Origin of the sequence: Bradyrhizobium sp. PRIMUS42, from assembly GCF_023006515.1 — a bacterium.
In the GTDB taxonomy this organism is placed as follows: Bacteria; Pseudomonadota; Alphaproteobacteria; order Rhizobiales; family Xanthobacteraceae; genus Bradyrhizobium.
The window spans coordinates 1-22,400 of sequence record NZ_JALBGZ010000033.1 but is presented as its reverse complement, the minus strand read 5'-3'; the positions used below and the strand labels follow the sequence as shown (position 1 = coordinate 22,400).

Sequence of the window (22,400 nt, the reverse complement as noted above, 5' to 3'; positions counted from 1 at the left end):
GCTCCGGCGCAGGCGGGCCGGTCAATGGTGGCGGCAACACGGGCGGCAGCAACAACGGCGCGCCAACCTTCGGCGGGTTTCACTATGCGAACACCGTCTCGCCGAACTCCAGCGCAGGTACCGCCGGCATCACCAACGCGACGAACAACGTCAGCCCGCGCCGCTGAGCGTAGGCGAATTTTAGGGAACGGTCCCGCTGGATGGCGCAGCGGCGGAACGGCGCCTGGGCGGCGCCGTTTTGCGTTTCGACCGGTAGTTTCGACGTTAAGCTTCCACGCAAATTGTAGTGTGCTTTCGTCATTGCGCTGCATCAATTGAGTTCAGCCGCGTTTCCCCGCGTGTTATATTCACCTCAACTGGTGGGCCTTTTTGAGTGCTTTTGCTCGCGGGACGTTCTTTCCCAGGGGGCCGTCCTTCAGAGCCGCTCGGTGGACGATTTCAGGAATTGCGCAATGTTGCAGGTGAATAAGCCTTCGTCGGAGATCAATCGCAGCTACGCCGAGGTCGAAGGCCCTCCCTCGCTAACGCTTTCCTCCTATATGGAGATTGCTAGGCGACAGTTTCCCACGATTGCGACAATCACTTCGGCCTGCTTGATTTTGGGGCTGCTGTACCTGTTCACGGCTGCCCCGCAATTTACTTCTACCGCGTCGATGGTGATCGACACCCGCAAGGTGCAGTTGTTCCAGCAGCAATCGGTGCTCGGCGACATCGCGGTCGATTCCGCGACGGTGGAAACCCAGGTCGAGATCCTGAAATCCGAGAACATTAGCTTGGCGGTGATCAGAGATTTGCATCTAATCGATGATCCTGAGTTCACCGGCAGCGGCGGCGGCTTGGTCGGTGCGATGATTGGCTCGATCACTAACCTGTTCTCCTCCACCCAAGCGCCGTCAGAATTCGAGCTAACGCGCAAAGCCCTCAGTCGATTCGAAGCAGACAGAGCTATCAAGCGAGTTGGCCTCACGTACGTGATGGAAATCAGCTTTACGTCGCGAGACCCTGAAAAGGCCGCGCGAATAGCCAATGCGATTGCGGACGCCTATATCGTCGACCAGCTCGAAGCGAAGTACCAAGCCACCCGGCGCGCCAGTATCTGGCTCCAAGATCGCATTAAGGAGCTGCGCACCCAGGCTTCCGCCGCACAGAAGGCGGTGGTCGATTTCAAGACCGCCAACAATATCGTCGACACCGGCGGGCGGCTGATGAACGAGCAGCAGCTCGCGGAAGTGAACAGCCAACTCATCATGGCACATGCAGCTACCGCGGAGGCCAAGGCGCGGCTCGACCGCATGAACGACATCCAGAAACAGGACATTCCGGATGCGAACATCGCGGACGCGCTAAAGAACGATACCATCGTCAAGCTACGCGGTCAGTATGTCGACATGGCCTCTAAGGAGTCGATCTGGTCTTCCAAGTACGGCTCGGATCACTTGGCCGCCGTAAACCTTCGCAAGCAGATGGCGGAAATCAAGAGGAATATCCAGGACGAGTTGAGACGCATCCAGGAATCCTACAAAAGCGATTACGACATCGCGGTGACCCGCGAGGAGGCCATCAAGTCAAGCCTCAACAACGTGGTCTCGGAATCCCAGCTCACCAACCAAGCGCAAGTGCAGCTCCGCGAGCTCGAGAGCAACGCTCAGAGCTACCAGGCGATGTATGACAACTTCTTGCAGCGCTACATGGAGAGCGTGCAGCAGCAATCGTTCCCGATCACCGAGGCTCGCGTGATCAGCGCGGCGAGCACGCCACTGAAGAAGAGCTATCCAAAGACGTTCATCGTGCTCGTGGCGGCACTATTTGGTGGTTTGATGACTGGTCTAGGCGCGGCCGCTGCGCGTGAGCTGACCGACAAGGTATTCAGGACCACGGCGCAGGTTGAGGAAATCCTGGGCGCAAATTGTATTGCATTTTTGCCTTCCCTATCCGGGAACTCTACACCCGCGCTCCCAATCATCAATAGCTTCGCTAATAGGAAGGGTAATCCTGACCCGAATCTCTTGCGATACGTTGTTGAAAATCCATTATCGCGCTTCGCGGAGGCCGTGCGATCGTTGAAAGTGGCGATTGATCTAAACTCGATTGTACGCGAAAATCGTGTGTTGGCGATAACTTCCACTCTTCCCAATGAGGGAAAGAGTACGCTTTCCACCAACCTAGCGCAACTTATGGCGCATAGCGGTGCGCGCGTTCTCCTGGTCGATGCCGACTTACGCAATCCGTCGCTCTCTCGCGCACTGGTGCCGGACGCGCAAACCGGATTGGTGGATGTGGTTGCTCAGAAGACGCGGCTCGAGGACGCCCTCACGATTGACGCCGAAACGAAGCTGTCAATCTTGCCCGCGGGAACGACTTCGAAGCTCCTGCACACCAACGAGATCCTTGCATCCAAGGCGATGCACGATCTGATCGTCCTTTTGCGCACGAAGTTCGACTATGTCGTGCTTGACATGCCGCCGATGGCGCCAGTGGTCGACGTGCGTGTCACTTCATCGTTCGTGGATTCTTACGTCTTCGTGGTGGAGTGGGGCCGAACCAAGATCGACGTAGTGAAGCACAATCTGCGCGGCTCGCCGGAGATCCAAGATAAGTTGCTTGGCGTGGTCTTGAACAAAGCCGATACCAAGATGCTGGCACGCTACGAATCCTACCATGGCCGCTATTACTACCAGAAGTATTACGCGCGGTATGGGTATGTGGAATAAGTCGAGGACGGTTGGCGAGTGCTTCAAGCTTTCCAACGACAAAAGTTGCTACGTGGGGCGCTAGTCCTATGCGGGCTTGGAGGTGTGCTCTGGTCATTAGTCGTCCTGCCTGTATTTTGGATCACCGTGCCGGCACAGGAGATGTCGGTGCGAATAATGGCGGATGATCGTTTCAAGCCAGGAGCTCTCGCTAACATTCTTGCGATAATGGATCAATTTTCGCCTTCGCTTATGCTCGCACCAGAGCTCATTAGAGCGAAGGCTCTGGTAGAGCTGCGAGCTGTCGAAGAGGGCATGCTCCAAAAAAACCCGGCGGATGCCGACCGTAGCGTGGAAAGGGCGGAAACTAGGGCGAAGGCCGCACTTTCTGTGAGCCCCAGCGATCCGTTTCTGTGGCTTATACTCTACTCGATCGACGCGACCCGCAACGGCTTTAACTCTCAGAGCATCGGCTATCTGGATGCTTCTTATGCATTCGGACCCTGTGAGGGCTGGATCGTACTCAGAAGAAACCGTATGGCTCTCGGCGCGTTTCGATTGCTTAGCACTTCCAGGCAGAAGACCGTCGTTTCTGAATTTGCGAGCGTAGTTGATGCGGGTTTCATCGAAGAAGCCGCCGCAAATCTTATAAGTTCAGGCTGGTTGCATAGGGATTCTCTTCTTGAGGGGCTTACAACCGTCGGCCAGCGCGAACGCGAGGCTTTAGCAAGAAGACTCTCCCGGGACGGCATACGAGTGAACATCACAGGCTTCGAAACGGAGGAGCGGCCTTGGCGATGACTGCGTGGCTAAATTCGATCAGGATTCGAAATTTTCTGATGGCAGTTCTCGTCGTGCTGCTTGGATGTTCGAGCCCAATCTTAGCCGAGACCTCGGTGGGATCTCGATTCCTTATCCAAGGTCCTGCCGAGCAAAACAGTGCCCCAGTTATCCGGGATGCCTTAGGCAGGCCCTGTTTAAGTGTCGAGGCGGCCGCGCGATCTCACGTGGTGAACGCTGACTTAGTGGATCACATCGTTAGCATTAAGAACAGTTGCAGCCGGCTGATCAAGATCAAGCTCTGTTACTATGGGTCCGACAGATGTCGAGAGGTTAATTTGTTAGCATACAAGAGAGAAGACGTGATTTTAGGTACGATGACCAAGGTGAGACAGTTCAGATACACGATCTCGCAGAAATAGCTTTGTGCAAGGAATAGGCTTTTCTTTGAGCGGGGCTTCCGAAAACAGTTTATCGATCGTTCGCTTTGTGAGGGCTAGATGACTGCTTGTCGAGACGACTACCGTGGCCGGAGTTCTGGGACTTCAAGCTTCGTAAATCCGATTATAGTGGTTATGGGGAATGAATTTGCTCGTTCCTAGCAGTTTCGAAAACGTCTGCGGACCTAGTTGTCACTGAGCGACGCGGTAACGAAATGGGCAAGTTACTTGGACTCAAATGGAGGTTAACTAGCTTCCTTGGACTATTACATTATCGTTGGGCCGGTGTTTTGTGTGGAGCTAACATCCGGTTTTTAGGACTTCCGATCGTTTCTGGTGCTGAGCTTGGGACGATCCAAATCGGCGACAACGCCTCAATCGTAAGCGACCCTCGCGCTACAGCGTTAGGCGTGAGATGTCCTGTTATTCTGCGCTGCCTAGCTCCTGGAGCAGTTCTTAGGATAGGCGCTGACACTGGGTTGAGTGGAACAACTATTTGCGCTGCCGTTCACGTGGAAATCGGCAAACGCTGCCTGATTGGAGCGGACGTGATGATCTTTGATACAGATTTCCACAATCATGAGTCCTCGGGAAGACGATACAGCCCACCTAAGTGGGAACTGATCAGTAAACCGGTGAGGATCGGCGATGATGTATTCATCGGCGCTCGCTCAACAATCATGAAAGGGGTGACCATTGGCGACGGTTCGATAATAGCGGCGGGAAGTATCGTGGTCAGCGACGTGCCAAGCAATTGTATAGCGGCGGGCGTTCCTGCGAAGGTTCTCCAATCTCTGCCGACGGCAGAGACGTGAACGCGGGGCATCGTACACCGTGCCAACGATTGGTGTCTGCATCACCTGCTTTAACCGTCGTGAGAGGACGCTTCGCTGTCTCAGGTCTCTGCGTGAGGCCCATTTGCCTAGCGGGACTAACTTAGTCGTCTATCTATTGGATGACGGGAGTACGGATGGCACGGCTTCGGCCGTGCAAGCTGAGGATCCGTACATTCGCCTGTATAAAGGTGACGGCAGTTTCTATTGGGCTGGTGGTATGAGGGTGGTTTATGGGGAGGCCCTTAAAGACCGGCATGACTTTTATCTTTGGTTAAATGACGACGTGGAGCTCATGCTCGATGCAATCGAGAGAGCGATCTGCACCCTCAATGCGCTCCGGCGGAGCGTTGGAGGTGAACATCTAATAGTTGGTGCTATGTCAGATCGAGATCGGCGGACAACAACTTACAGCGGTCTTGTTCGAGCGTCTCGTGTCTTCCCATGGAAGTTGAAGCGAATTGACCCTGATCCAGATGAGCCTGTCGAATGTGAAACGGTCAATGGGAATTTCGTGCTGATACCTGGAGAAGTAGCCCAGTGCCTAGGTAACATTCATCCAGCGTATGTCCAGATGCATGCAGACTTAGTTCTTGGGCTAGCTGCGAAAAGAATAGGAGTGCGGAATTGGATTATGCCTGGTTTCGCAGGCATCTGCGATGCAAATGTGAACGGACGAAAAAACTGGAAAACTCCTGGCCTTTCTCTTCGAGAACGATTGCAGCTAATGGAGCACCCGCTCGGCGCGCCATTTAGGCCAAGAGTTGCATATAGTCGTAACTTCGGTTTGTGGGCTCCCATCGTGATTGCCGCACCTTATCTGACGCTTTTCTACGAGCTCCTACTCAGCCACAGTAAACCGGGGAAGACGGAGTGAAATGGCGCTCGGGACTCTAGTCGCGTCCTACAGCTGCTTCGGGCGTTCGTGCCGCAATTCCGCATTTTCTGGCACGAAGACGTCTTGTGGGCTACGTCGGCCAGCATCACGGAGCAAATTTAGATATGGCTAGGGTCTCGGACTGGTCGTGACTGCTTCGCGTCAAACTACATTCTGCTGGGAGAGCTTGAGGCGAGGAATAGGGTTTGCTCCGCCATGGCGAGATCCGATGAATTGCTGAGGTGCGGAAAGTTGTCGAATAAGAGGAATAAGAGGAATCCCTTTATGGGCATTCGATTTTTTTACGAGGAGGGGAGGATCATGCCTTCCTTTCGTATGCGAGCTTCACAGACCCAGAGTGTCTCTCGGCTCGGGATGTCTGATCCGAATCCGGCTCGTCTGCTTTTGACGTTTGCTGTCGGATGACTGAAGCAGTGACGTCCACCGGACAAGTCTCACGGGCCATTGGCTGGAACATCGCGCTAACGATTGTAAGCATCGTGGTTCAGGTGGCGGTAACGATGTCGTTGGGCCGCCTGCTAACATCTGCCGATTACGGTGTCTTCGCCTTTGCTAATTCTATAATCGTATTCAGCTCTCACCTCTCTCAGCGCGGGCTCTCTGGTGCGATGCTTAAGCAAGGCGCATTGACCCCGGCTGACGTAGGAAACAGCTATGTTGTCTGCGTCAGCCTGGTCGCATTGATATCGACACTTATTGGTGCGGTAGTCCTCAGCCTAAAGTTTTTTGGTGCGCGATTCGAGCCGCAGTCCGATATCTTGCTTTTTCTTCTCTTGCCACTGTCAATCCAGCTATTGAGCACGCCCGCCGCAACGATTCTTCAGCGCAATTTCGCCGTTGTTAGAGCAAACATCTTCCAGGTATGTGGGATGGTGGTTGGAAATGGGGTCGTGGCATGCTGGTTTGCATATAGTGGATGGGGCGCGTGGAGTTTGGCCTACGGAGCCTTCGCGGCTGCTGTGATTACGGGTGCGCTCAATGTTATGGGCGGATGGTCGGCTGTAGCGTTCGAATGGAGCTATCGGCGGTACACTCAGCTGCTCTCCGATGCTATCGCGATGAACGGTTTGCGAGCACTCGATGTAGCTTGGCTGCAAGCGCCGATCTTATTTTTTGGAGTTTTTGCGACCATAGCCAATGCTGGGCTCTATCAGCGTATGCAGTTTTTTGCGGATCTTCTTCTGCAGATGACAGTTTGGCGAGTGGGGACTGTCCTGTACACCGCAATGGCCGTCGAGCGGAACGAAGCAACGATCGGTAACAAGCAATATCGGTCCGTCTTCCGAGTGCTCGTGACGCTGACCCTGCCGATCATTGCGTTTGTCTGGACTGCCGCCGAGCCGATGATCGGCTTCTTGTTGGGGCCGGCCTGGCTGGACGGAGCTTGGACTTTTCGGATTTTGATTATCGCGTTCGGACTGTACACCATTAATCAGGCTGGTTTTTGGACGCTGGAACTTAGTGGACGCTTTGTCCCGCGTTACGCCAGTGCGGGCTGTGCACTGGTTTCCGTGGTGCTCAGCTTGCTCCTCGTTCCAATCGATGCTTCTTTTGGGTACGGCTTCGCCCCGCTCTGTTCCATGCTTGTCACTGCGTTCGTCCTCCAATACGCGTTGGGAGAACGACTTTCCGACGTGCGGACTATTCTTGTCTCGCTGAGGGGGGGCGTGGTCCTAGCCGTTGGTGTGACATTGGGAGCGTTCTTAGGCGCGCTGTTAGGAAGAGAGATCGGCGCTGTTACCCCTCTTGAGTTGCTTCTCGTGCAAGCGGCACTCGCCGGCGGCGGAGTAGTCTGCATTGTGCCGATTGTGCTCTCATTCGCTGAGCTAAGCACGATAAGAGAGCTTCTCTTGCATCGCTTCCCGCAGTCGAAGCGCTACCTTGAGCTAATCGCACTTTACCGCTTTCTCAGACGGGCCTGAAAAATGAGATTCAGATATTCTATGCCGCTCGTTAAGGGACGAGGCGCGGGACTCGGCAACGAAATGATCAATTGGGCGAAGGCATTCATTGCTTCTCGGGCCTTAGATATCCCGCTCTTGCATCCAGCGTGGGGCCTTAACAGAAGGCGCTACTGGGAACTTTTCGGGACGTCTCGATCTGATTGGTTTATTCATAAAGCGATGTGGCGCGCCTTACCTCACTTTGAATTTCGCGAGTCCGATCTTGATCGCGCCGGCGGCGAAACCTTCCATGATGCTGTTTTGCGTTTTGCCTCCAAGCATGAGTTGAGCCGCCGCTCGGCTTACATTCTCGGTTTTGGAGGGCTCTGGGGCGAATACAGTTATATCGCCCAAGCAAGGTCATTCTTGCGACAACAGCTACTGAATTCAAGTAAGGCGATCGAGAATCTATATGAGATCGAAAATTCGCTTGAACAAGACGCGCTTCGGATTGGAGTACACATCCGGCGAGGCGACTTCGGCGCGCCGCCCACGAACCTAGAGTATCGTGGGAAATTCAATGCGGTCATTCCGCTCGAGTGGTACACGAACATAGCGCGAAATCTTAGGAACGCGTTCGGGATGAATGCCTGCTTCGTTGTAGTGTCTGACTCAACCGATGACGAATTGGCGCCGTTCCTTAGAGAATTTGGTTGTATTACAACGCAGCACCAAGAAAACCGCGACATATCCGATCTTCTCCTGCTATCGTCTTGTGATTTCATTGTCTGCTCTGTCTCGAGCTATAGCCAATGGGCTGCCTTCCTAAGCGACTCTCGCTACGCTTGGCTTGCGGCGAATCTCACAGAGCATCAATCGTTGGGCTCGATCTGGGGACATCATGTCAATCAAAAAGGCCTGGATCAGGAAATCGGTCGGGCTATCCGTAAGAATATCATCGAGCGGAATGCTAATCGACCACTACGGCCTCGAGGGACCGCAGTTGCTTGGGACGGCAACTTACCTGACGAATTGTTCGAAGACCTGCGTCTACGTCTACTTACAAAGCAGAGATCCACAGATCTAATTCGACATGGCGCAGTTCCTGTGCCAACCGCAACCGAGGCAGCGCAGGTCTTCCCAGCCACCGAATCGACTGACGGGTCCAATGCAGCTTGAAATCCCACGACAGGGTGGCCAACCGAGCGCTCCATTGAGGGGAGATGAAGGATCTCGCCCGAATCGCCTTGCTGGTCCTGTCTTTTGGACTGTTCTCCTTCTCGGCTTCTATCGCGAAGTCGTCGGTACTCAGACGCTGGCGATGGTGGGCTCTTTCAATCTCACGATTGTTGAACCCGCGCTATTCTTGTGCGGTCTTGCCTTAGCCCGAGCCGTAATCTCGCCTCCGAAATTCTATCTGGGCACTTTTCTAACGACCAGCTTTGGAGCCTTGATTGCAATAGGTGTTTTGCGCGGTCTTACAGTTTCTCCCTACGATGCGATTACGTCGCTGCGAACAACTGGCGAAATTGCTATCATTCTGGTTTGGGGAGCGTTTGTCTTGCCGAGTGACCTATGGCATCCGCGGATACAGAAGATTATCGTAGTCGTCGGCATGATGCTCGCTGGGCTCGTTTTGTTGCGACAAGTCATGGGGCCAACGTTTCTGATTTCGAGCGGAATAAGCGACGCAGAGGTTAATGATGGTGGCCGTGCCTTATCCGCACAGGGCACAGCGATGCTGGGCAGCGCGGCGATCGTGGTATTTGCGCACTCGTTTCGGGCGAGATCTCCTATTGCAGGTCGCGAAGCATGCCTCGCTATGGCGCTCTTCATGCTGGTTGCCTTGGCCCTAACCAAACAAGCCACAGCGACTCTCGGATCGGTGGTCGCGTTCGCGACACTTTTTGCATTTGCTCCAGGCAGACATCAGTTCCTTCGGTCGGCCTTTGTCGTGGTGGGGACGTGCGCAGGCGTATTGTTCTACACCTTTCTGCCAGACATCATGTCCGTGACCGACCTGAATGGGTTCTTGCCAGATGGAATGGCATTCGATGTGGCGCATCGCTCGGCCACTTTCGATGCTCGTACCAGGATTTGGACTGGTCTCTTAACTGATATGGAAAGCTGGTCTCCAGTTTCGCAGGCCATAGGATTGCCAGCGGGCACCAAGCCGAAGATTTGGATTGATCTATGGGGTGGGACATATTGGAAGCTGAGTATCCATAGTATGTATTACGGCGTCCTGCCATACGCGGGAATTCTTGGTTTGGTAATCTACGTCCTGATTGTTATAGTTGCTGCCGTGACGTGCGCTCGCCGTGCCTATTGGGAGGGCAATGAAGCATTTCCAGGCGCGCCAATCGGATTTGCATTTGTCGTCCTGCTAGCCACCTTGGGCGTTTCATACGAGCTTAGAAACGAGAATGCGCTCTTGATCGTAATGGCGGTCGCTGGCGGAATTCCTGTTGCGAGAACTGATCGGCTTCGGCGTCTGGGGAGATTAGAGCAAGCCAGAAGACCGCTTCACTCGCGACCTCAGGGTGTGCTTGGCCACAAACAGGCCCCTTGAGTAATACCGGTGGTAGGAACTGCGACGATAGAAAGCGTTTGGGCAATTGGAGCGCGGCGTCTTGGCCGTACTTTGGAGGCTAGCCGATTCACTCGGTCTTTCGGTTATCGACTTAGGTCGTGAGTCCTACGGGCTTCGCGGACTTGAAGTGATCCTCCAGAATTTCGAAACGGCAATGTTCATGCCGATCTATCCGCTATCTAGAATGGTCCATAAAGATGCCAAATCGTTCGACCGGAGATTCGTCCCTTTCATCTCGGCTTTGGCTGCTGTTGAAGACCCGCCTCTTTACTAGCAAGTCGGTACGGACCGGAAAGAACTTCCACCTCGGTCTTTTCTCTTACGTAAGCGCGGCAGACAAGTTGATCATCGGCGACAATGTGTACATTGGAAAATTTTGTTCCATTCAATGTAATGGTTCAATAGGTAGTGGCGTGTTGATTGCGAACAACGTTGGCATAGTTGGTCGAAAGGACCATGATCTCCGTGAAATCGGTGTTTGGATTAGAGACGCAAGTTGGATTGGAAATTCCACTCGGCTAACAAGGGATCCAGAGAATTGGATTTCAATCGGCGAGGATGTTTGGATCGGCTTCGGAGCAGTGGTTCTGTCAGGAGTACAAATTGGACGCGGAGCGATTGTCGCGGCTGGAGCCGTTGTTACAAGAGATGTAGCTCCGTACGAGATCGTCGGCGGCAATCCGGCTCGCCTGATCGGCACCCGTTTTTCTCCTGCGGAAATTGAAGCCCACGAACGCGCTCTCTCGACTGGACGCAGCAAATGACCTCCCGCGTTGTTTATCTTTTTCCAATTTCTCATCGCTTTCGACTTCCATTCCACGAGAAGATTCGGGCCGTTCTCGCCAAGGACGGCGTTGAATATACTGTGTGCTACAGTGCGCCATTTGGCGAAAATCTAAAAAAGAGAGACACGGTTGACATCTCTTGGGGACACAAAGTCCCACTTCTCAAACTTTGGAAGGGTGCTCTCCTCCAGCTAGCTTTTTGGGAAATTATCTCGTCCGATCTGGTGATAATTCAGCAAGAAAACAGACTTTTGGTAAATTACGTCTGTCAACTGCTGAGCATGCTCAGGCTCAAGCGGGTCGCCTACTTCGGACACGGTCGAAATTTTCAAGCGAAGAATAGAAATTCTATAGGAGAGAGATGGAAAAAGTTCTGGGCAACGAAAGTAAATTGGTGGTTTGCGTACACGGAGGAGACAAAAGACTTCATATCGAAACTTGGCTTTCCAGAGGCCCGTATTACGGTCTTCAACAACGCTGTCGATACGAATGAGCTTCAACGACATGCGCGTTCTATTTCGCTGGATCAACTCCAGATGCTTCGTAGTGAGCTTGGCCTTTCCGGAAAAAATATAGGCATCTATGTGGGTGGGCTATATCGCGAGAAGCGGATCGATTTTCTGATTAATGCTTTGGACAAAATTCGCGCCTCGATTCCTGACTTCGAGTTCATTTTTGTGGGCGGTGGTCCTGACCTGTCGCTTGCACGGTCAGCGGCAGAAAGCAGGCCGTGGGTTAAAATCACTGGTCCAAAATTTGACCGCGAGAAGGTTGAACTCATGCTACTCGCAAAAGTTTTCCTGATGCCCGGGCTTGTGGGTTTGGCAGTTTTGGACGCCTATAGCGTTGGTCTCCCGGTATTTACGACTGATTACCCGTACCACAGTCCGGAAATCGCGTATGTCATTGACGGTGTCACGGGAGCGATAGCCCAACCTTGGCATTCCGCAGATGGTTATGCTGCTGCAGTCATAGATATGCTGCGAAGAGATGATGAATTGGAGAGGATGTCGTCTAATTGTAGAGAGCAAGCTTCCAAGTTTACTATCGATGAGATGGTGACTCGATTCTCATATGGCATAAGGCAGGCTCTGGCCGATAAACCTACGCTGGCCTAGTCGGATCGGAAGAGAACCCCTAGCACTCCGAAGCAGCAGCCGGGGAGGGGCCGCGGGTCGGATGTTGTACGGTTGGCCGGTCGGCAGTTTTGTTTCACGGTCGTACTTGGCTACGGAGCACGCTCCATCGTGGAGCCCGCGGTTGGAAGTCTTTCGCGGAACCATCTTCCTGCAGGAGTGGAGCGACAATGGCTGTGAAGGAGATTGCGGTAAGGATCTTGATCACGCTGGCGGGAATTGTACTTCCTATTGCTGTTCTCAGTACAGCCACTGCAGGAGAAACCGATACCCCATTTCCTATCCGGGAAGGCATCAACATCGCCGGCCCATTCGTCCGTACCAAGGTAGCGCCATCAAATTTCAACGGTGAGCGCTCCGAGTATTGGACGCGCACTATGTACCCGGGCTGGTACACTGGGGATGAACTTCGTCAACAGGGATTCGATTTTGTTCGCATGGCCATAAATCCGGCCGTCCTTCTTGAAAATCCAGCGTTAAGAAGGGGCCGTTTTCTGGATGAGATTGATCGTGAAATTCAATTTTACCGTTCTGCAGGACTAAGGGTCATTGCAGACCTCCACTTTTGGAGGCCGGCCAATGAAGTCTGGACAGAGCAAGCAATTATGGGTGACGGAAGCTCCGCCGCCGGTAGTGCTTATAGGGCTTTGGTCGTTGAGATCGCAGACCGGCTCGCCCGATATCCTCAAGGCGATGTTGCGCTCGAGCTGTTAAACGAACCGCCGACGCAGGACTGCGGGACAGGTTGGATTCCCTTACAACAAGCTCTAGTGAGGGCGGTTCGCGAGAGCACTGCGAAGCTGCCGATTATTGTGACTGGATGTGGGGGGCAGCTCGACGGGCTCTTGGCGCTCGATCGGTCGAAAATCGACTTAAGCGATAGCAACCTCATTTTTACATTCCACTTTTACGAGCCGTTCTTATTCACACACCAAGGAGCGTACCGGCTGTACTTGCACATTCAGGGCATTCCCTATCCCGCGGCCGATGGAAGTGTCGAAGCGGCCGTTGGGCTAACCAATGCTTTGATTGATCAATTAGGCCTATCGATTGCGGATGCGGTTGCCGAGAAGGCGAGTGCGACAAAGGAGATACTGCGCTATTTCGCGCAGGCACCGGGTCGAGATTTTGTGAAGTCGCAGTTCGACAAGGTGTCGGCGTGGGCTCGTGCGAATACGATTCCTCCTTCGCGAATATTGTTGGGAGAATTCGCAGCCATAAACTGGCGGAAAACAGACAGGCCCGACTATTTGGCTGCGCGCATTCGGTGGGACAATGATGTGCGGGCCGCCGCCGCCGAACGAGGCTTTGCGTGGGCATACTGGAATTTGCCATATCCGAAGGGGGATATTTTTCGATGACCTCGGGTCGCTGTAGTGGGTAGCGTTTTTGCGCTTACGCCGCGAGAACAAGGTCGAGTGGTCGCCATTTCGAAGCCGGAGGATTAGGGATCGCTTAGCGATGATACGAGGCGGGCGGGGCCAGCACGTCGGCTGGCGAAGCCTATGATCGCTTGGGTTAAAGAGCTTGGGTCAGCCGGCGACTGTCCTCATTAGAGCCGGCGAGGGTCCAATTTCTTCCGGCCGTAACATTCCGTAGCTCTCGTCAAACAGATTATTTGAAAATGCAAGGTCGGCTTCCTGCCGATAACAGATTAGGGAGACTGTGGCCTCTCGCGGCCGCCGCCTTAGTTACGCGGCGGCCAGAGGATTCGAACTTAAGGTAGCTTTAGGGTCACGGAGGGAATGCGTCACACTCGATAACGACACGGTCCGAAGATCGATCCGCCCAAGCAAAGCGCCCTAATCGCTGCGGCGCTCGCACCCGGCTCGATTGCCAATCAGACACTGAAGTACATTGCCGCCGTCGATGAGGATCCCGAGACTATGCGGGTCGTTTCTTGCGATCATGGGCGTGCAGTCGGAGCTCTATCTTCCGCAGGGTGCTCTTTTGCGAGAGGAATGGTTTCTCGATCAAATGCCAAGAAAATGCAGCGAACACGGTCGTGATGGCGAGAGATATTGGAAATGATATGAACCACTGCCTATAGAAGGAGCCAAACGAAGCGACCATCTGCTGTATTGGAAAACTGTAAAGGTAAACTCCATAAGAGTAGTCTGCTCCCTCGATCAGCCAATTTCGCGAAGGGTTCATCAGACCGATCCAGACGGTCAGGTACGCCAAAGGCGCGAAAATAAAGAAATCGATGCCCGGTAGGAATTGAAATCCCGTATAGCAGATGAATGCGCTGGCAAGCCCGTACCCCGTGGACCATCGAATTTTCTCCCTGTACAAGTGAAAAGCCACACCAGTTAGGAAAATGGTGACAAGCGACAAGCCAGGGGTTGCCTTTGATAGGAGATACCATTCGTCGCTGCGCTTGTAGAAAGCGTAGCCGACTGAAAACATGGCCATTCCGACTACGCCGAAAAGGACGAGGCTTTCGCGTCTCTTCAACCCGATCATAATCAAGCCGGAGAGGGCGATATAGCAATAGAGTTCAAAAGGAACGGTCCAGAGCTGCGAATTGACCGTCTTTTCAGGGTTGTCGGTGAACACGCCTGGCAAATAGAACGATACATGGCCCGTAACGTTCAAAAGGTATTTCAAGAAGAGAGGGTCGGAAAAATAATCTAAAAGAAGCAGGTTCGTGAACAGTGGTCCTAGGATCAAAGCAGAAAGCAGCACCTCCACCGTTAAGGCAGGGAAGATGCGAATGATCCTCAGGCCAACAAACATTGTAAGAGTGTCGCTACGCTGCAGACTTCCGGCAACGAGAAAGCCGGAAAGGGCAAAGAACATGGGAACAACCATTTTTGAAATCCCGCGAAGAGCGGTTTCCCAAAAGAGGTTGTTTCCTTCGATGCCATAGCCAGTTGTGCCTGTATGAATAATGACGACACAGATGGCCAACGTTATGCGAAGATAATCAAATCCGCTCGGGCGTCCCCCGCAAGCAACTAGTTTTTTCCCGAGCGTCATTGTTTGCCACGCAGCGCTCGTTGCCTTCGGCTTCGCGAAAACTCTTCGCGCGCTATTCTATAGACGAACAGCGGGGCGAGGATCAGATAACGCCGCCAAAGCCGACGCGGCTCGCTCAGCAGGCGATAAAGCCATTCCAATCCGTATTCGCGCATGAATGCTGGGGCTCTTTTCACTCTGCCAGCGTGGAAGTCGAAGGCCGCCCCAACTCCAAGAAGAACGCCGTGATCGAAATGTCGTACGGCTTTCATCATCCAATACTCTTGCTTTGGGCTTGAAAGCCCGACCCAGATGAAATCCGGCGTCAACTCTTTGATCGTGTCTAGCTCGGCCATTTCTTCTTCGGTCAGAGATCGTTGGCCGTCGATGTCACGGATCGGGGGGGCATAGGTGCCGGCGATCCGCAGTCCGGGGTAGGCTCTCGAAAGGCGCGCAGCCATAGTTTCGGCAACGCCCGGCTTTCCCCCGAAGAAATAGTGCGTGGTACTATCAGCGACTGATCGCGAGCAAACGGCCAGCATAACGTCAGGGCCAGGTGTTCGCTCGATCTGCGCCGGGCCATAGCCACGCAGGCGTGCAACCCGGGTTAATGGCATGCCGTCCGGTACGACCATGCTTGCTTCATCGTGCAGCGCGAACAACAAAGGGTCTTCTAGAGCGCGCATGAGGCCGTGCACGTCACGCACAAATACAGTCTTGGCGGTTCCCGATTTGCCCCACGAGCAGATTCTGTCCACGGCACCCGTCATGTTGACGAGACTAATGGGCACACCGAGGACCCGAATATGTTCAATTGTGGAAGTCGTCTCTCCAACCTCCGCGCTACTCATCGCTTCATCCAAGTTATGCTTTAGCCGAAAATATGATTGGGCATTTTGCCCCTGCACTAATACGCAGCCGGTCGAACCAAAATCGCTAGGGTTGTTCGGAATAAGATCCTCAGATCCAGCCATGTGCTCCAGTTGTTTATGTACCAGAGATCACATTCAACACGCTTCTGCATCAGGTCGAGCGTGCGGGTTTCTCCGCGATAACCATTAACCTGGGCCCAGCCGGTGATGCCGGGCTTGACGTGGTGGCGGAAGGCGTAGTTGCCGATGATCTGCTCATATTCGTCGTTGTGGGCGGCCGCGTGCGGGCGGGGGCCGACCAGCGACATGTCGCCCTTGAGCACGTTGAAGAGCTGCGGCAGCTCGTCGATCGAGGTCTTGCGCAGCCATTTGCCGATGGGCGTGACGCGCGGGTCGTTCTTCTGCGCCTGCACGATCGTCGGGCCGTCCTCCAGCACGCGCATGGTGCGGAACTTGAAGATCTTGAACGCGCGCCCGCCGAAGCCGTGGCGGGTCTGGCGGAAGAACACCGGGCCCTTCGAGCTCAGCTTGATCAGGATCGCGGTCACCAGCATCACCGGCGCGAACACCAACAGCGCAAGGCTCGCGCCGACGAGGTCGAGTGTCCGCTTCAGCGCGCGCTCCTTCCAGGATAGCGGCGCGCGGCGCAGCTCGGCGGTGAACGTGTTGCCGGTGCTCACCAGCGGATAGCGCAGGAACCGCGCGGCTTTGGGGTCCGGCACCAGATGCACGGGGATGGGCAGGATCTTCAGCGCGTCCAGAATGCTGTCGATCGCGTGCTGCCGGCTCCAGTTCATCAGCAGGAAGACGTGCTCGATTCGGTTCTCGCGCGCAAACGCGATCAGCTCCTCGAAGCGCGGCGCCAGCTGCGACAGCAGCAGCGGCGAGGCGAGCTCCTTGGCCGGGATCTCCATCACCCGCACCAGGCGGTAGCCGTGCTGGCCGAGGTCGTCGACCGCGTTGGAGGAGCTCGCAAGGCCGAACTCGGCGATCATGATGGCGCGGCCGTTGGCGAAGGCGCCGGTGCGCAAGGCATGCGCGGTCCAGCGCGCCGCCGCGATCTTCCAGGCGAGCAGGACGGCAAGGCCGACCAGGTAGAACGAGATCGTGGTCCCGCGCGAAAACTCCTCGCTGACCTTCATCGTGAAGGCGATCGCCAGCAGCGCCCCGAACAGCCCGGTCCACGTCGTCAGCGTCAGCCGGAACGTGCGGGCTAAGTTCGTGATGTTCTTCAGGCGGTAGCCGTGCTGCACCACCGTCAGCAGGACGAAATTGATCGCGATCAGCACGCTGGCCGCCGCATAGACATCCGCCTTGCCGAGCGTGCCCGCGCTGACGATGTGATAGCCGACAGCGCAGCCGATCCCGCTGACCACGATCAGCGCCGCGTCGATGACAGCCATTGCCTGCTCAACAACCACAGGCTTCATCCAACTCAGTGCAGAACCTGTCGCTGTCTCCGCGCTTGGCGCGACCACGCGGATTTCCGTCGCAGAATCAGCGACAGGCACCGGCCGTGTGGAAAGAATCGTCATCCTGCCCAACCCATTGACGCAAAATTCATTTACCGAACGCGCTGTGCTATCGGTCAAAATCGCTGTTAAAACAAGGCGAAGGAAAAGTTAACCTTACCCCACAAGCTGCATTGTAGCCCATCTCGCCCTCGTTGATATGTTAAATTTCGCAACCTGTTAGGAAGATCTCGTTGCCTCGAACCCAGTCCCGGCGGCGGACCCGGCCGAGAGGAAAGCGCACCCTCGCCATTGGCCTTGCTGCCCTCGCCTTGGCCGGAACTGTGCTTCTCCTTCTTCGCCCCGATGCGGCGCCCGTACGCGCTCCGACGGCTTCGACTGCCGCCTCGGTCAAGCTCCTGTTGGACGGGCCATATGGCGCGCGCTTTGCCGGCGAACTTGCGGCATCGAGGCAGGGATTTTTCTCCTCCCGCATCGAGTTGGCCGCCCAATCCGATCCAGACTTCGTCCAAACTGTTGCACGTCAACATGCCATCGGCGTGACGAGTGGCCAGAAGTTCTTGCTGGCAACCTGGCGGGGCGTTCCCGTCACCACCTTCGCGGCCAGCTTTCTCGATACCTCGGTCGCGATCTTCACACTCGAAAGCTCGGGATTGCGGCGGCCGGTTGACCTGGTCGGGAAGCGGATTGGGTATCGCAGAGCGAGTGAGGGAGAGGTCGTCTTTGATGCCATGATGGCGCAGCTCGGGCTTCCCCGCAGCCAGATCACCAAGGTCCCTGACCGCGACAGCTTCGTGGCTCTGAAGGCCGGGGAGGTGGATGCGATCGTCGTCGCCATCGACGAGCAGCCCGATCCCTCCAGTCCGAGTTTCGTGAAGCTGAACGTGATCAAGCCGCAGGACTACGGCATCCATGTCCCAGGCCAGGTCTATTTCGCAAGCAATGATCTCATCCATGACCAGCCGTCCGCAATCGCTGACGTTCTTCAGGGCCTCATCCGAGGATGGCAATTTGCCTACGCGGACTATGCACGGAGCGTGCCCGTTCTCGCTGGCACCGGACCGGCCAGGCTGAATTCCGAGCGGCTGCGATTCGAGCTGCAGCAGCAACGCCACCTGGTGCTCCCCACGGGCGGCCGTATCGGCGACTACGACGAAAGCCGTTGGCGGACGCTCCGGGATATTCTCATCTTTGCCAAGCTCGGCGAGGAAGACGTGCCGCTGGCTCAGACCGTCAACTACCAGTTCCTTCGGGATGTGTACCGCCGTTCACCCGACCTCGCTGCCCCCGGCGCCTGGAGCGAGCAAAAATAGGACCAAGAAGCCACACTTGTGCGCCATGTCGTCTCAAAAGCCTCTCGGCTGCCCGGCATGAGTTGCATTTCGGCCGGTGGCCTTGGTAAACTTCGGTTCACTATTTGGGCTAGTCGCGGAGTGGCTTTACAGGCTGTGACGTTGGTGGGCTGGGGTCTGACAAGCGCAGTCGGGGATTCAAATCCGCAGGGGCGAGGAGCTTTTTGGATGTTTAAGACGTTGATGCGAGCGGGCTTTTTGGCCGCGACAGTCTCCCTCGGTGCAGTGAGCGGAGCAAGCGCCGCGATGCCAATGCCGGCGCCGGCGGCCCTGCTCGCGGGCGAGAGCCAAGTGACGCCCGTTACCTTCTGGGCGCAGCCCTATCCCTATCGGTATGTGCCGTCGCGCCGCTGCCCGCTGGTGCGGGTCGAGACGCCCTATGGCTGGTACATGGATCGCGTTTGCGCGCCTGTCGGTCCTGTCTTGCGCCGGGCATACTGAGGTTGAGCTAACCGGCGGCGGCTGCCGTTTTCCAGCGATGTTCAAAGGCAGCCGCACAGCTCATGCGGCTGCCTTGCTCGTTTTTGTTTCATTTTCTGATGACCTTTGTGCGCGCAGCGTAGGTTCACCATGAATATCTTTGGAGGGCTGGGACAGGCTATCGCATGGTGAAGATTGTGTTACGAGTTTGGCGGGGCTGCATCGGCAGCGTGATTGCGTAATGCGGCGGTAGCCGGATCTCACGGGAGCGATGCTCCGGCGAACCGGACTCTGATAGAGGATACGATGACAGGGGTTTCAACCTTCGATCTTTCGGGCAAACGTGTCTTTGTCGCGGGTCACCGCGGCATGGTGGGATCAGCTGTCGTCCGCAGGCTTGGGTCAGAGAATTGCACCGTACTGACGGCCGACCGGCGCGAGCTCGACCTTACAAAGGAAGAGCCCACGCTGAAATGGCTCGAGGCCAATCGTCCAGAGGTCGTTGTTCACGCCGCTGCGAAGGTTGGCGGTATTGCAGCCAACAACAATTTCCCGGTCGACTTTCTCTGCGACAACCTTGCGCTGGAATTGAACGTGATCCGTGCAAGTCACACGGTTGGTGTGCGGCGCTTGCTGTTCCTCGGCTCGTCCTGCATCTATCCCAAGCACGCCAAGCAGCCGATCGCCGAAAGCGAATTGCTCACTGGGCCGCTTGAACCGACCAACGAGTGGTATGCAATCGCAAAGATTGCCGGCCTCAAGATGTGCCAGGCGTATCGTCGTCAGTATGGCGATGATTTTACCTCGGTCATGCCGACCAATCTCTACGGCCGCGGCGACAATTATCATCCGGACCACAGTCATGTGCCGGCGGCGTTGATCCGCCGCTTCCACGAAGCCAAGCTGGCTAAAGCACCGAGCGTTTCCGTGTGGGGCACCGGCACGCCGCTCCGCGAATTTCTCAACGTCGAGGATTTTGCGGATGCCTGCGTTTTCCTTCTGAAGAATTATTCGAGCGACCTCCCGATAAACGTCGGCAGCGGCGATGAACTGACGATCGCAGACTTCGCGGTGGCTGTAGCCGAGGTCGTGGGCTACCAAGGCAAGCTGATTTTCGATACGTCCAAGCCTGATGGAACGCCGCGCAAGCTGCTTGATAGTTCCCGAATCCGCGCGCTGGGCTGGCGCGCAAATACGCCGCTACGGTCGGGGCTTACCGCAGCGTATGAAGATTTCTTAAAGGGATACGGACGTCATCTGGAGGTACGTGCGGCTACCTAGATTTCCGAGCCCAGTGACTGAGATCTGCGGTGTGTTTTCGAACGCTCTTAGCCCGCTCTCGCAAAACCTACATACCTGAGTTGAGATTTGGCCAATACCTACGTCAATTGAAGCTGTGATCTTTCATCATGCTTGGCAGGCGTGAGTGGACGTATTTGGTCGGACTGCCATGCTATTGGTCTCATTGATGATAACGATGTCAGGATCAAGTTGACCTCAAAATTCGTGCTGTTGAAATGGACGAGCTAGCTGGTCAATATACCTGATTGCAAATTGTGAAGCGGTTGATTGCATTGCGCCTTCAAAGCTTGATCTGGGCGACATCGCTGCCGCGCCAGACCCATTGTCCGCATCACTCGTGCCGCGGGAAATATCTAAATCCGTGCTGCTTGATGAGCTCATCTCGCTTTGCCGACTCGAGATCTTCTTTCATCATCTCGCGGACGAGGCTCTCGAAAGAGGTTTGGGGTTGCCAGCCGAGCTTTTCTTTCGCCTTTGAAGGATCGCCGAGCAGGGTGGCTACCTCTGTTGGGCGGAAATAGCGCGGGTCGACTGATACCACGCACTTGCCATTTGCAACATTGTAGCCCTTCTCGTCGACGCCGGAGCCTTCCCACCGGATCTTCATGCCGACCTCGCTCGCCGCCACGTTGACGAAATCTCGCACCGAATGCTGAACGCCTGTTGCGATGACGAAATCCTCTGGCTTTTCCTGTTGCAGCATCAACCACTGCATCTCGACGTAATCGCGGGCGTGTCCCCAATCGCGCAACGCATCGAGATTACCGAGATAGAGCCGCTCCTGCAGACCCAAATAGATCCGTGCCAGAGCGCGCGTGATCTTTCGAGTCACGAAGGTCTCGCCACGAACGGGAGATTCGTGGTTAAAGAGGATGCCGTTGCAGGCATACATCCCATAGGCTTCGCGGTAGTTGACCGTGATCCAATAAGCATAGAGCTTAGCGACGGCGTACGGCGAACGCGGGTAGAAAGGAGTCGTCTCCTTCTGCGGGATTTCTTGGACCAAGCCGTACAGCTCGGATGTCGACGCCTGGTAGAACTTGGCCGTCTTTTCCAGCCCGACAATCCGCATCGCCTCGAGAATTCGAAGGGTGCCGAGGCCGTCAGAGTTCGCAGTGTATTCTGGTTCCTCGAATGAGACAGCCACGTGGCTCTGTGCAGCGAGATTATAGATCTCGTCAGGCTGCACCTGGCCGACAATGCGTATCAGGCTCGAAGAGTCCGTCAGGTCGCCGTAATGCAGGCGGAACGGCGGATTCGGCTCGTGGGGGTCCAGGTAGAGATGGTCGATGCGATCGGTATTGAAAAGAGAAGTTCGGCGTTTGATGCCGTGGACTTCATATCCTTTTCCCAAGAGCAATTCAGCGAGATAGGCGCCGTCTTGGCCCGTCACGCCAGTAATAAGTGCACGTTTCTTTGTCATAATGATCTCTAGGTTCGGTACACCGTTCGTACTCGAAAACGGAGGGAATAGGGAGGTGGCTGGGTGAAAAAAGCAAGCTTAGATTAACGGCCTTTGACGTCCGCGGAATGGGCAACAGATCGCTCCGATAAGGTTATTTGAGGTTTGTCTTTTCGCCGTGAAATCCGAGCTATATGGATGTTGCGCAATGTAACGAAATAGCTTTGCGCGGAGTTACCTAAATTGAGCAACAGCATAATCCCCCTGATCATGTGCGGCGGTGCCGGCACGCGGCTGTGGCCGGCCTCGCGCGAGGTGCGGCCCAAGCAATTCCTGCCGCTGTTCGGCACGCGCTCGACCTTCCAGGACACGCTGCTGCGCGTCTCGGATCCCCAGCTGTTCGACCGGCCGATCGTCATCACCAATGCGTCCTATCGTTTCATGGTGCTGGAGCAGCTCGCCGAGATCGGCATCGAGGCCGACGCGATCCTCGAGCCGATGCGGCGTGATTCAGGACCTGCGATCGCCGCGGGCGCGGTGTTCGCGCAGAACCGCGCCAGTGAAGCCGTCGTGCTCGCGCT

The 22,400-nt window shown here is 55.4% G+C and carries 18 protein-coding genes; 14 read left to right on the top strand and 4 right to left on the bottom strand.

Features of this window, described 5'->3' with window-relative positions; genetic code table 11:
- Nucleotides 1-452 precede the first annotated feature (452 nt).
- From MOV75_RS05785 to MOV75_RS05735, 10 genes are all read left to right on the top strand, one after another.
- Nucleotides 453-2,711, top strand: a complete 2,259-nt coding sequence (locus tag MOV75_RS05785) for a polysaccharide biosynthesis tyrosine autokinase (protein WP_247005221.1) — start codon at nucleotides 453-455, stop codon at nucleotides 2,709-2,711.
- Nucleotides 2,712-2,867: 156 nt separating this feature from the next.
- Nucleotides 2,868-3,491, top strand: coding sequence for a hypothetical protein (locus MOV75_RS05780; protein ID WP_247005220.1), 624 nt, complete (start codon nucleotides 2,868-2,870; stop codon nucleotides 3,489-3,491).
- 970 nt (nucleotides 3,492-4,461) lie between these two features.
- Nucleotides 4,462-4,725: an acyltransferase gene (locus MOV75_RS05775; protein WP_247005219.1), complete on the top strand. Its 264-nt coding sequence runs from the start codon at nucleotides 4,462-4,464 to the stop codon at nucleotides 4,723-4,725.
- 19 nt (nucleotides 4,726-4,744) lie between these two features.
- Nucleotides 4,745-5,620 (top strand): glycosyltransferase family 2 protein, encoded by an 876-nt coding sequence (locus tag MOV75_RS05770; RefSeq protein ID WP_247005218.1) that lies wholly within the window; start codon nucleotides 4,745-4,747, stop codon nucleotides 5,618-5,620.
- A gap of 422 nt (nucleotides 5,621-6,042) precedes the next feature.
- Complete coding sequence (locus MOV75_RS05765) at nucleotides 6,043-7,563, top strand: oligosaccharide flippase family protein (protein WP_247005217.1); 1,521 nt, start codon at nucleotides 6,043-6,045, stop codon at nucleotides 7,561-7,563.
- A gap of 21 nt (nucleotides 7,564-7,584) precedes the next feature.
- The gene (locus MOV75_RS05760; protein ID WP_247005216.1) at nucleotides 7,585-8,703 is read left to right on the top strand and encodes an alpha-1,2-fucosyltransferase; all 1,119 of its coding nucleotides are present in this window, start codon (nucleotides 7,585-7,587) and stop codon (nucleotides 8,701-8,703) included.
- Complete coding sequence (locus MOV75_RS05755; RefSeq protein WP_247005215.1) at nucleotides 8,693-10,096, top strand: hypothetical protein; 1,404 nt, start codon at nucleotides 8,693-8,695, stop codon at nucleotides 10,094-10,096. The genes MOV75_RS05760 and MOV75_RS05755 overlap by 11 nt, the downstream gene beginning before the upstream one ends.
- A gap of 362 nt (nucleotides 10,097-10,458) precedes the next feature.
- Nucleotides 10,459-10,881: a CatB-related O-acetyltransferase gene (locus MOV75_RS42615; protein WP_309486927.1), complete on the top strand. Its 423-nt coding sequence runs from the start codon at nucleotides 10,459-10,461 to the stop codon at nucleotides 10,879-10,881.
- Entirely contained in the window at nucleotides 10,878-12,020 is a 1,143-nt protein-coding gene (locus tag MOV75_RS05740; protein WP_247005214.1) for a glycosyltransferase family 4 protein, read from the top strand. Before MOV75_RS42615 ends, MOV75_RS05740 begins: the two co-directional genes overlap by 4 nt.
- Before the next feature lie 188 nt (nucleotides 12,021-12,208).
- Nucleotides 12,209-13,399, top strand: a complete 1,191-nt coding sequence (locus MOV75_RS05735) for a glycoside hydrolase family 5 protein (protein WP_247005213.1) — start codon at nucleotides 12,209-12,211, stop codon at nucleotides 13,397-13,399.
- A gap of 523 nt (nucleotides 13,400-13,922) precedes the next feature.
- Here the strand turns inward: MOV75_RS05735 and MOV75_RS05730 are convergent.
- Genes MOV75_RS05730 through MOV75_RS05720 form a run of 3 tightly spaced genes read right to left on the bottom strand, consistent with a single transcriptional unit; the run spans nucleotide 13,923 to nucleotide 17,274 of the window.
- A complete protein-coding gene (locus MOV75_RS05730) occupies nucleotides 13,923-15,020 on the bottom strand; it encodes an acyltransferase (RefSeq protein ID WP_247005212.1) in 1,098 nt (365 codons plus the stop codon).
- Nucleotides 15,017-15,862 (bottom strand): WecB/TagA/CpsF family glycosyltransferase, encoded by an 846-nt coding sequence (locus tag MOV75_RS05725; RefSeq protein ID WP_247005211.1) that lies wholly within the window; start codon nucleotides 15,860-15,862, stop codon nucleotides 15,017-15,019. Before MOV75_RS05725 ends, MOV75_RS05730 begins: the two co-directional genes overlap by 4 nt.
- Nucleotides 15,863-15,906: 44 nt before the next feature.
- A complete protein-coding gene (locus tag MOV75_RS05720) occupies nucleotides 15,907-17,274 on the bottom strand; it encodes an undecaprenyl-phosphate glucose phosphotransferase (protein ID WP_247005210.1) in 1,368 nt (455 codons plus the stop codon).
- A 470-nt stretch (nucleotides 17,275-17,744) separates the two neighbouring features.
- On the opposite strand from MOV75_RS05720, the gene MOV75_RS05715 reads away from it, so the two are divergent.
- The 3 genes from MOV75_RS05715 to MOV75_RS05705 all read left to right on the top strand — a co-directional run bounded on the left by MOV75_RS05715 (nucleotide 17,745) and on the right by MOV75_RS05705 (nucleotide 20,396).
- Nucleotides 17,745-18,656, top strand: a complete 912-nt coding sequence (locus MOV75_RS05715; protein WP_247005209.1) for an ABC transporter substrate-binding protein — start codon at nucleotides 17,745-17,747, stop codon at nucleotides 18,654-18,656.
- A gap of 330 nt (nucleotides 18,657-18,986) precedes the next feature.
- Entirely contained in the window at nucleotides 18,987-19,136 is a 150-nt protein-coding gene (locus MOV75_RS05710; protein WP_247005208.1) for a hypothetical protein, read from the top strand.
- Between the two features lie 285 nt (nucleotides 19,137-19,421).
- Nucleotides 19,422-20,396 carry a GDP-L-fucose synthase gene (locus MOV75_RS05705; protein WP_247005207.1) on the top strand — a complete coding sequence of 325 codons (975 nt, stop codon included), beginning with the start codon at nucleotides 19,422-19,424 and terminating at the stop codon, nucleotides 20,394-20,396.
- 352 nt (nucleotides 20,397-20,748) lie between these two features.
- Here MOV75_RS05705 and gmd read toward each other — a convergent pair whose 3' ends face one another.
- On the bottom strand, nucleotides 20,749-21,840 hold the full coding sequence (gene gmd, locus MOV75_RS05700) for a GDP-mannose 4,6-dehydratase (RefSeq protein WP_247005206.1): 1,092 nt from the start codon (nucleotides 21,838-21,840) through the stop codon (nucleotides 20,749-20,751).
- 222 nt (nucleotides 21,841-22,062) lie between these two features.
- Here gmd and MOV75_RS05695 point away from each other — a divergent pair.
- Nucleotides 22,063-22,400 (top strand): sugar phosphate nucleotidyltransferase (locus MOV75_RS05695; RefSeq protein WP_247005205.1); only part of this gene is annotated, 338 nt, incomplete at its 3' end.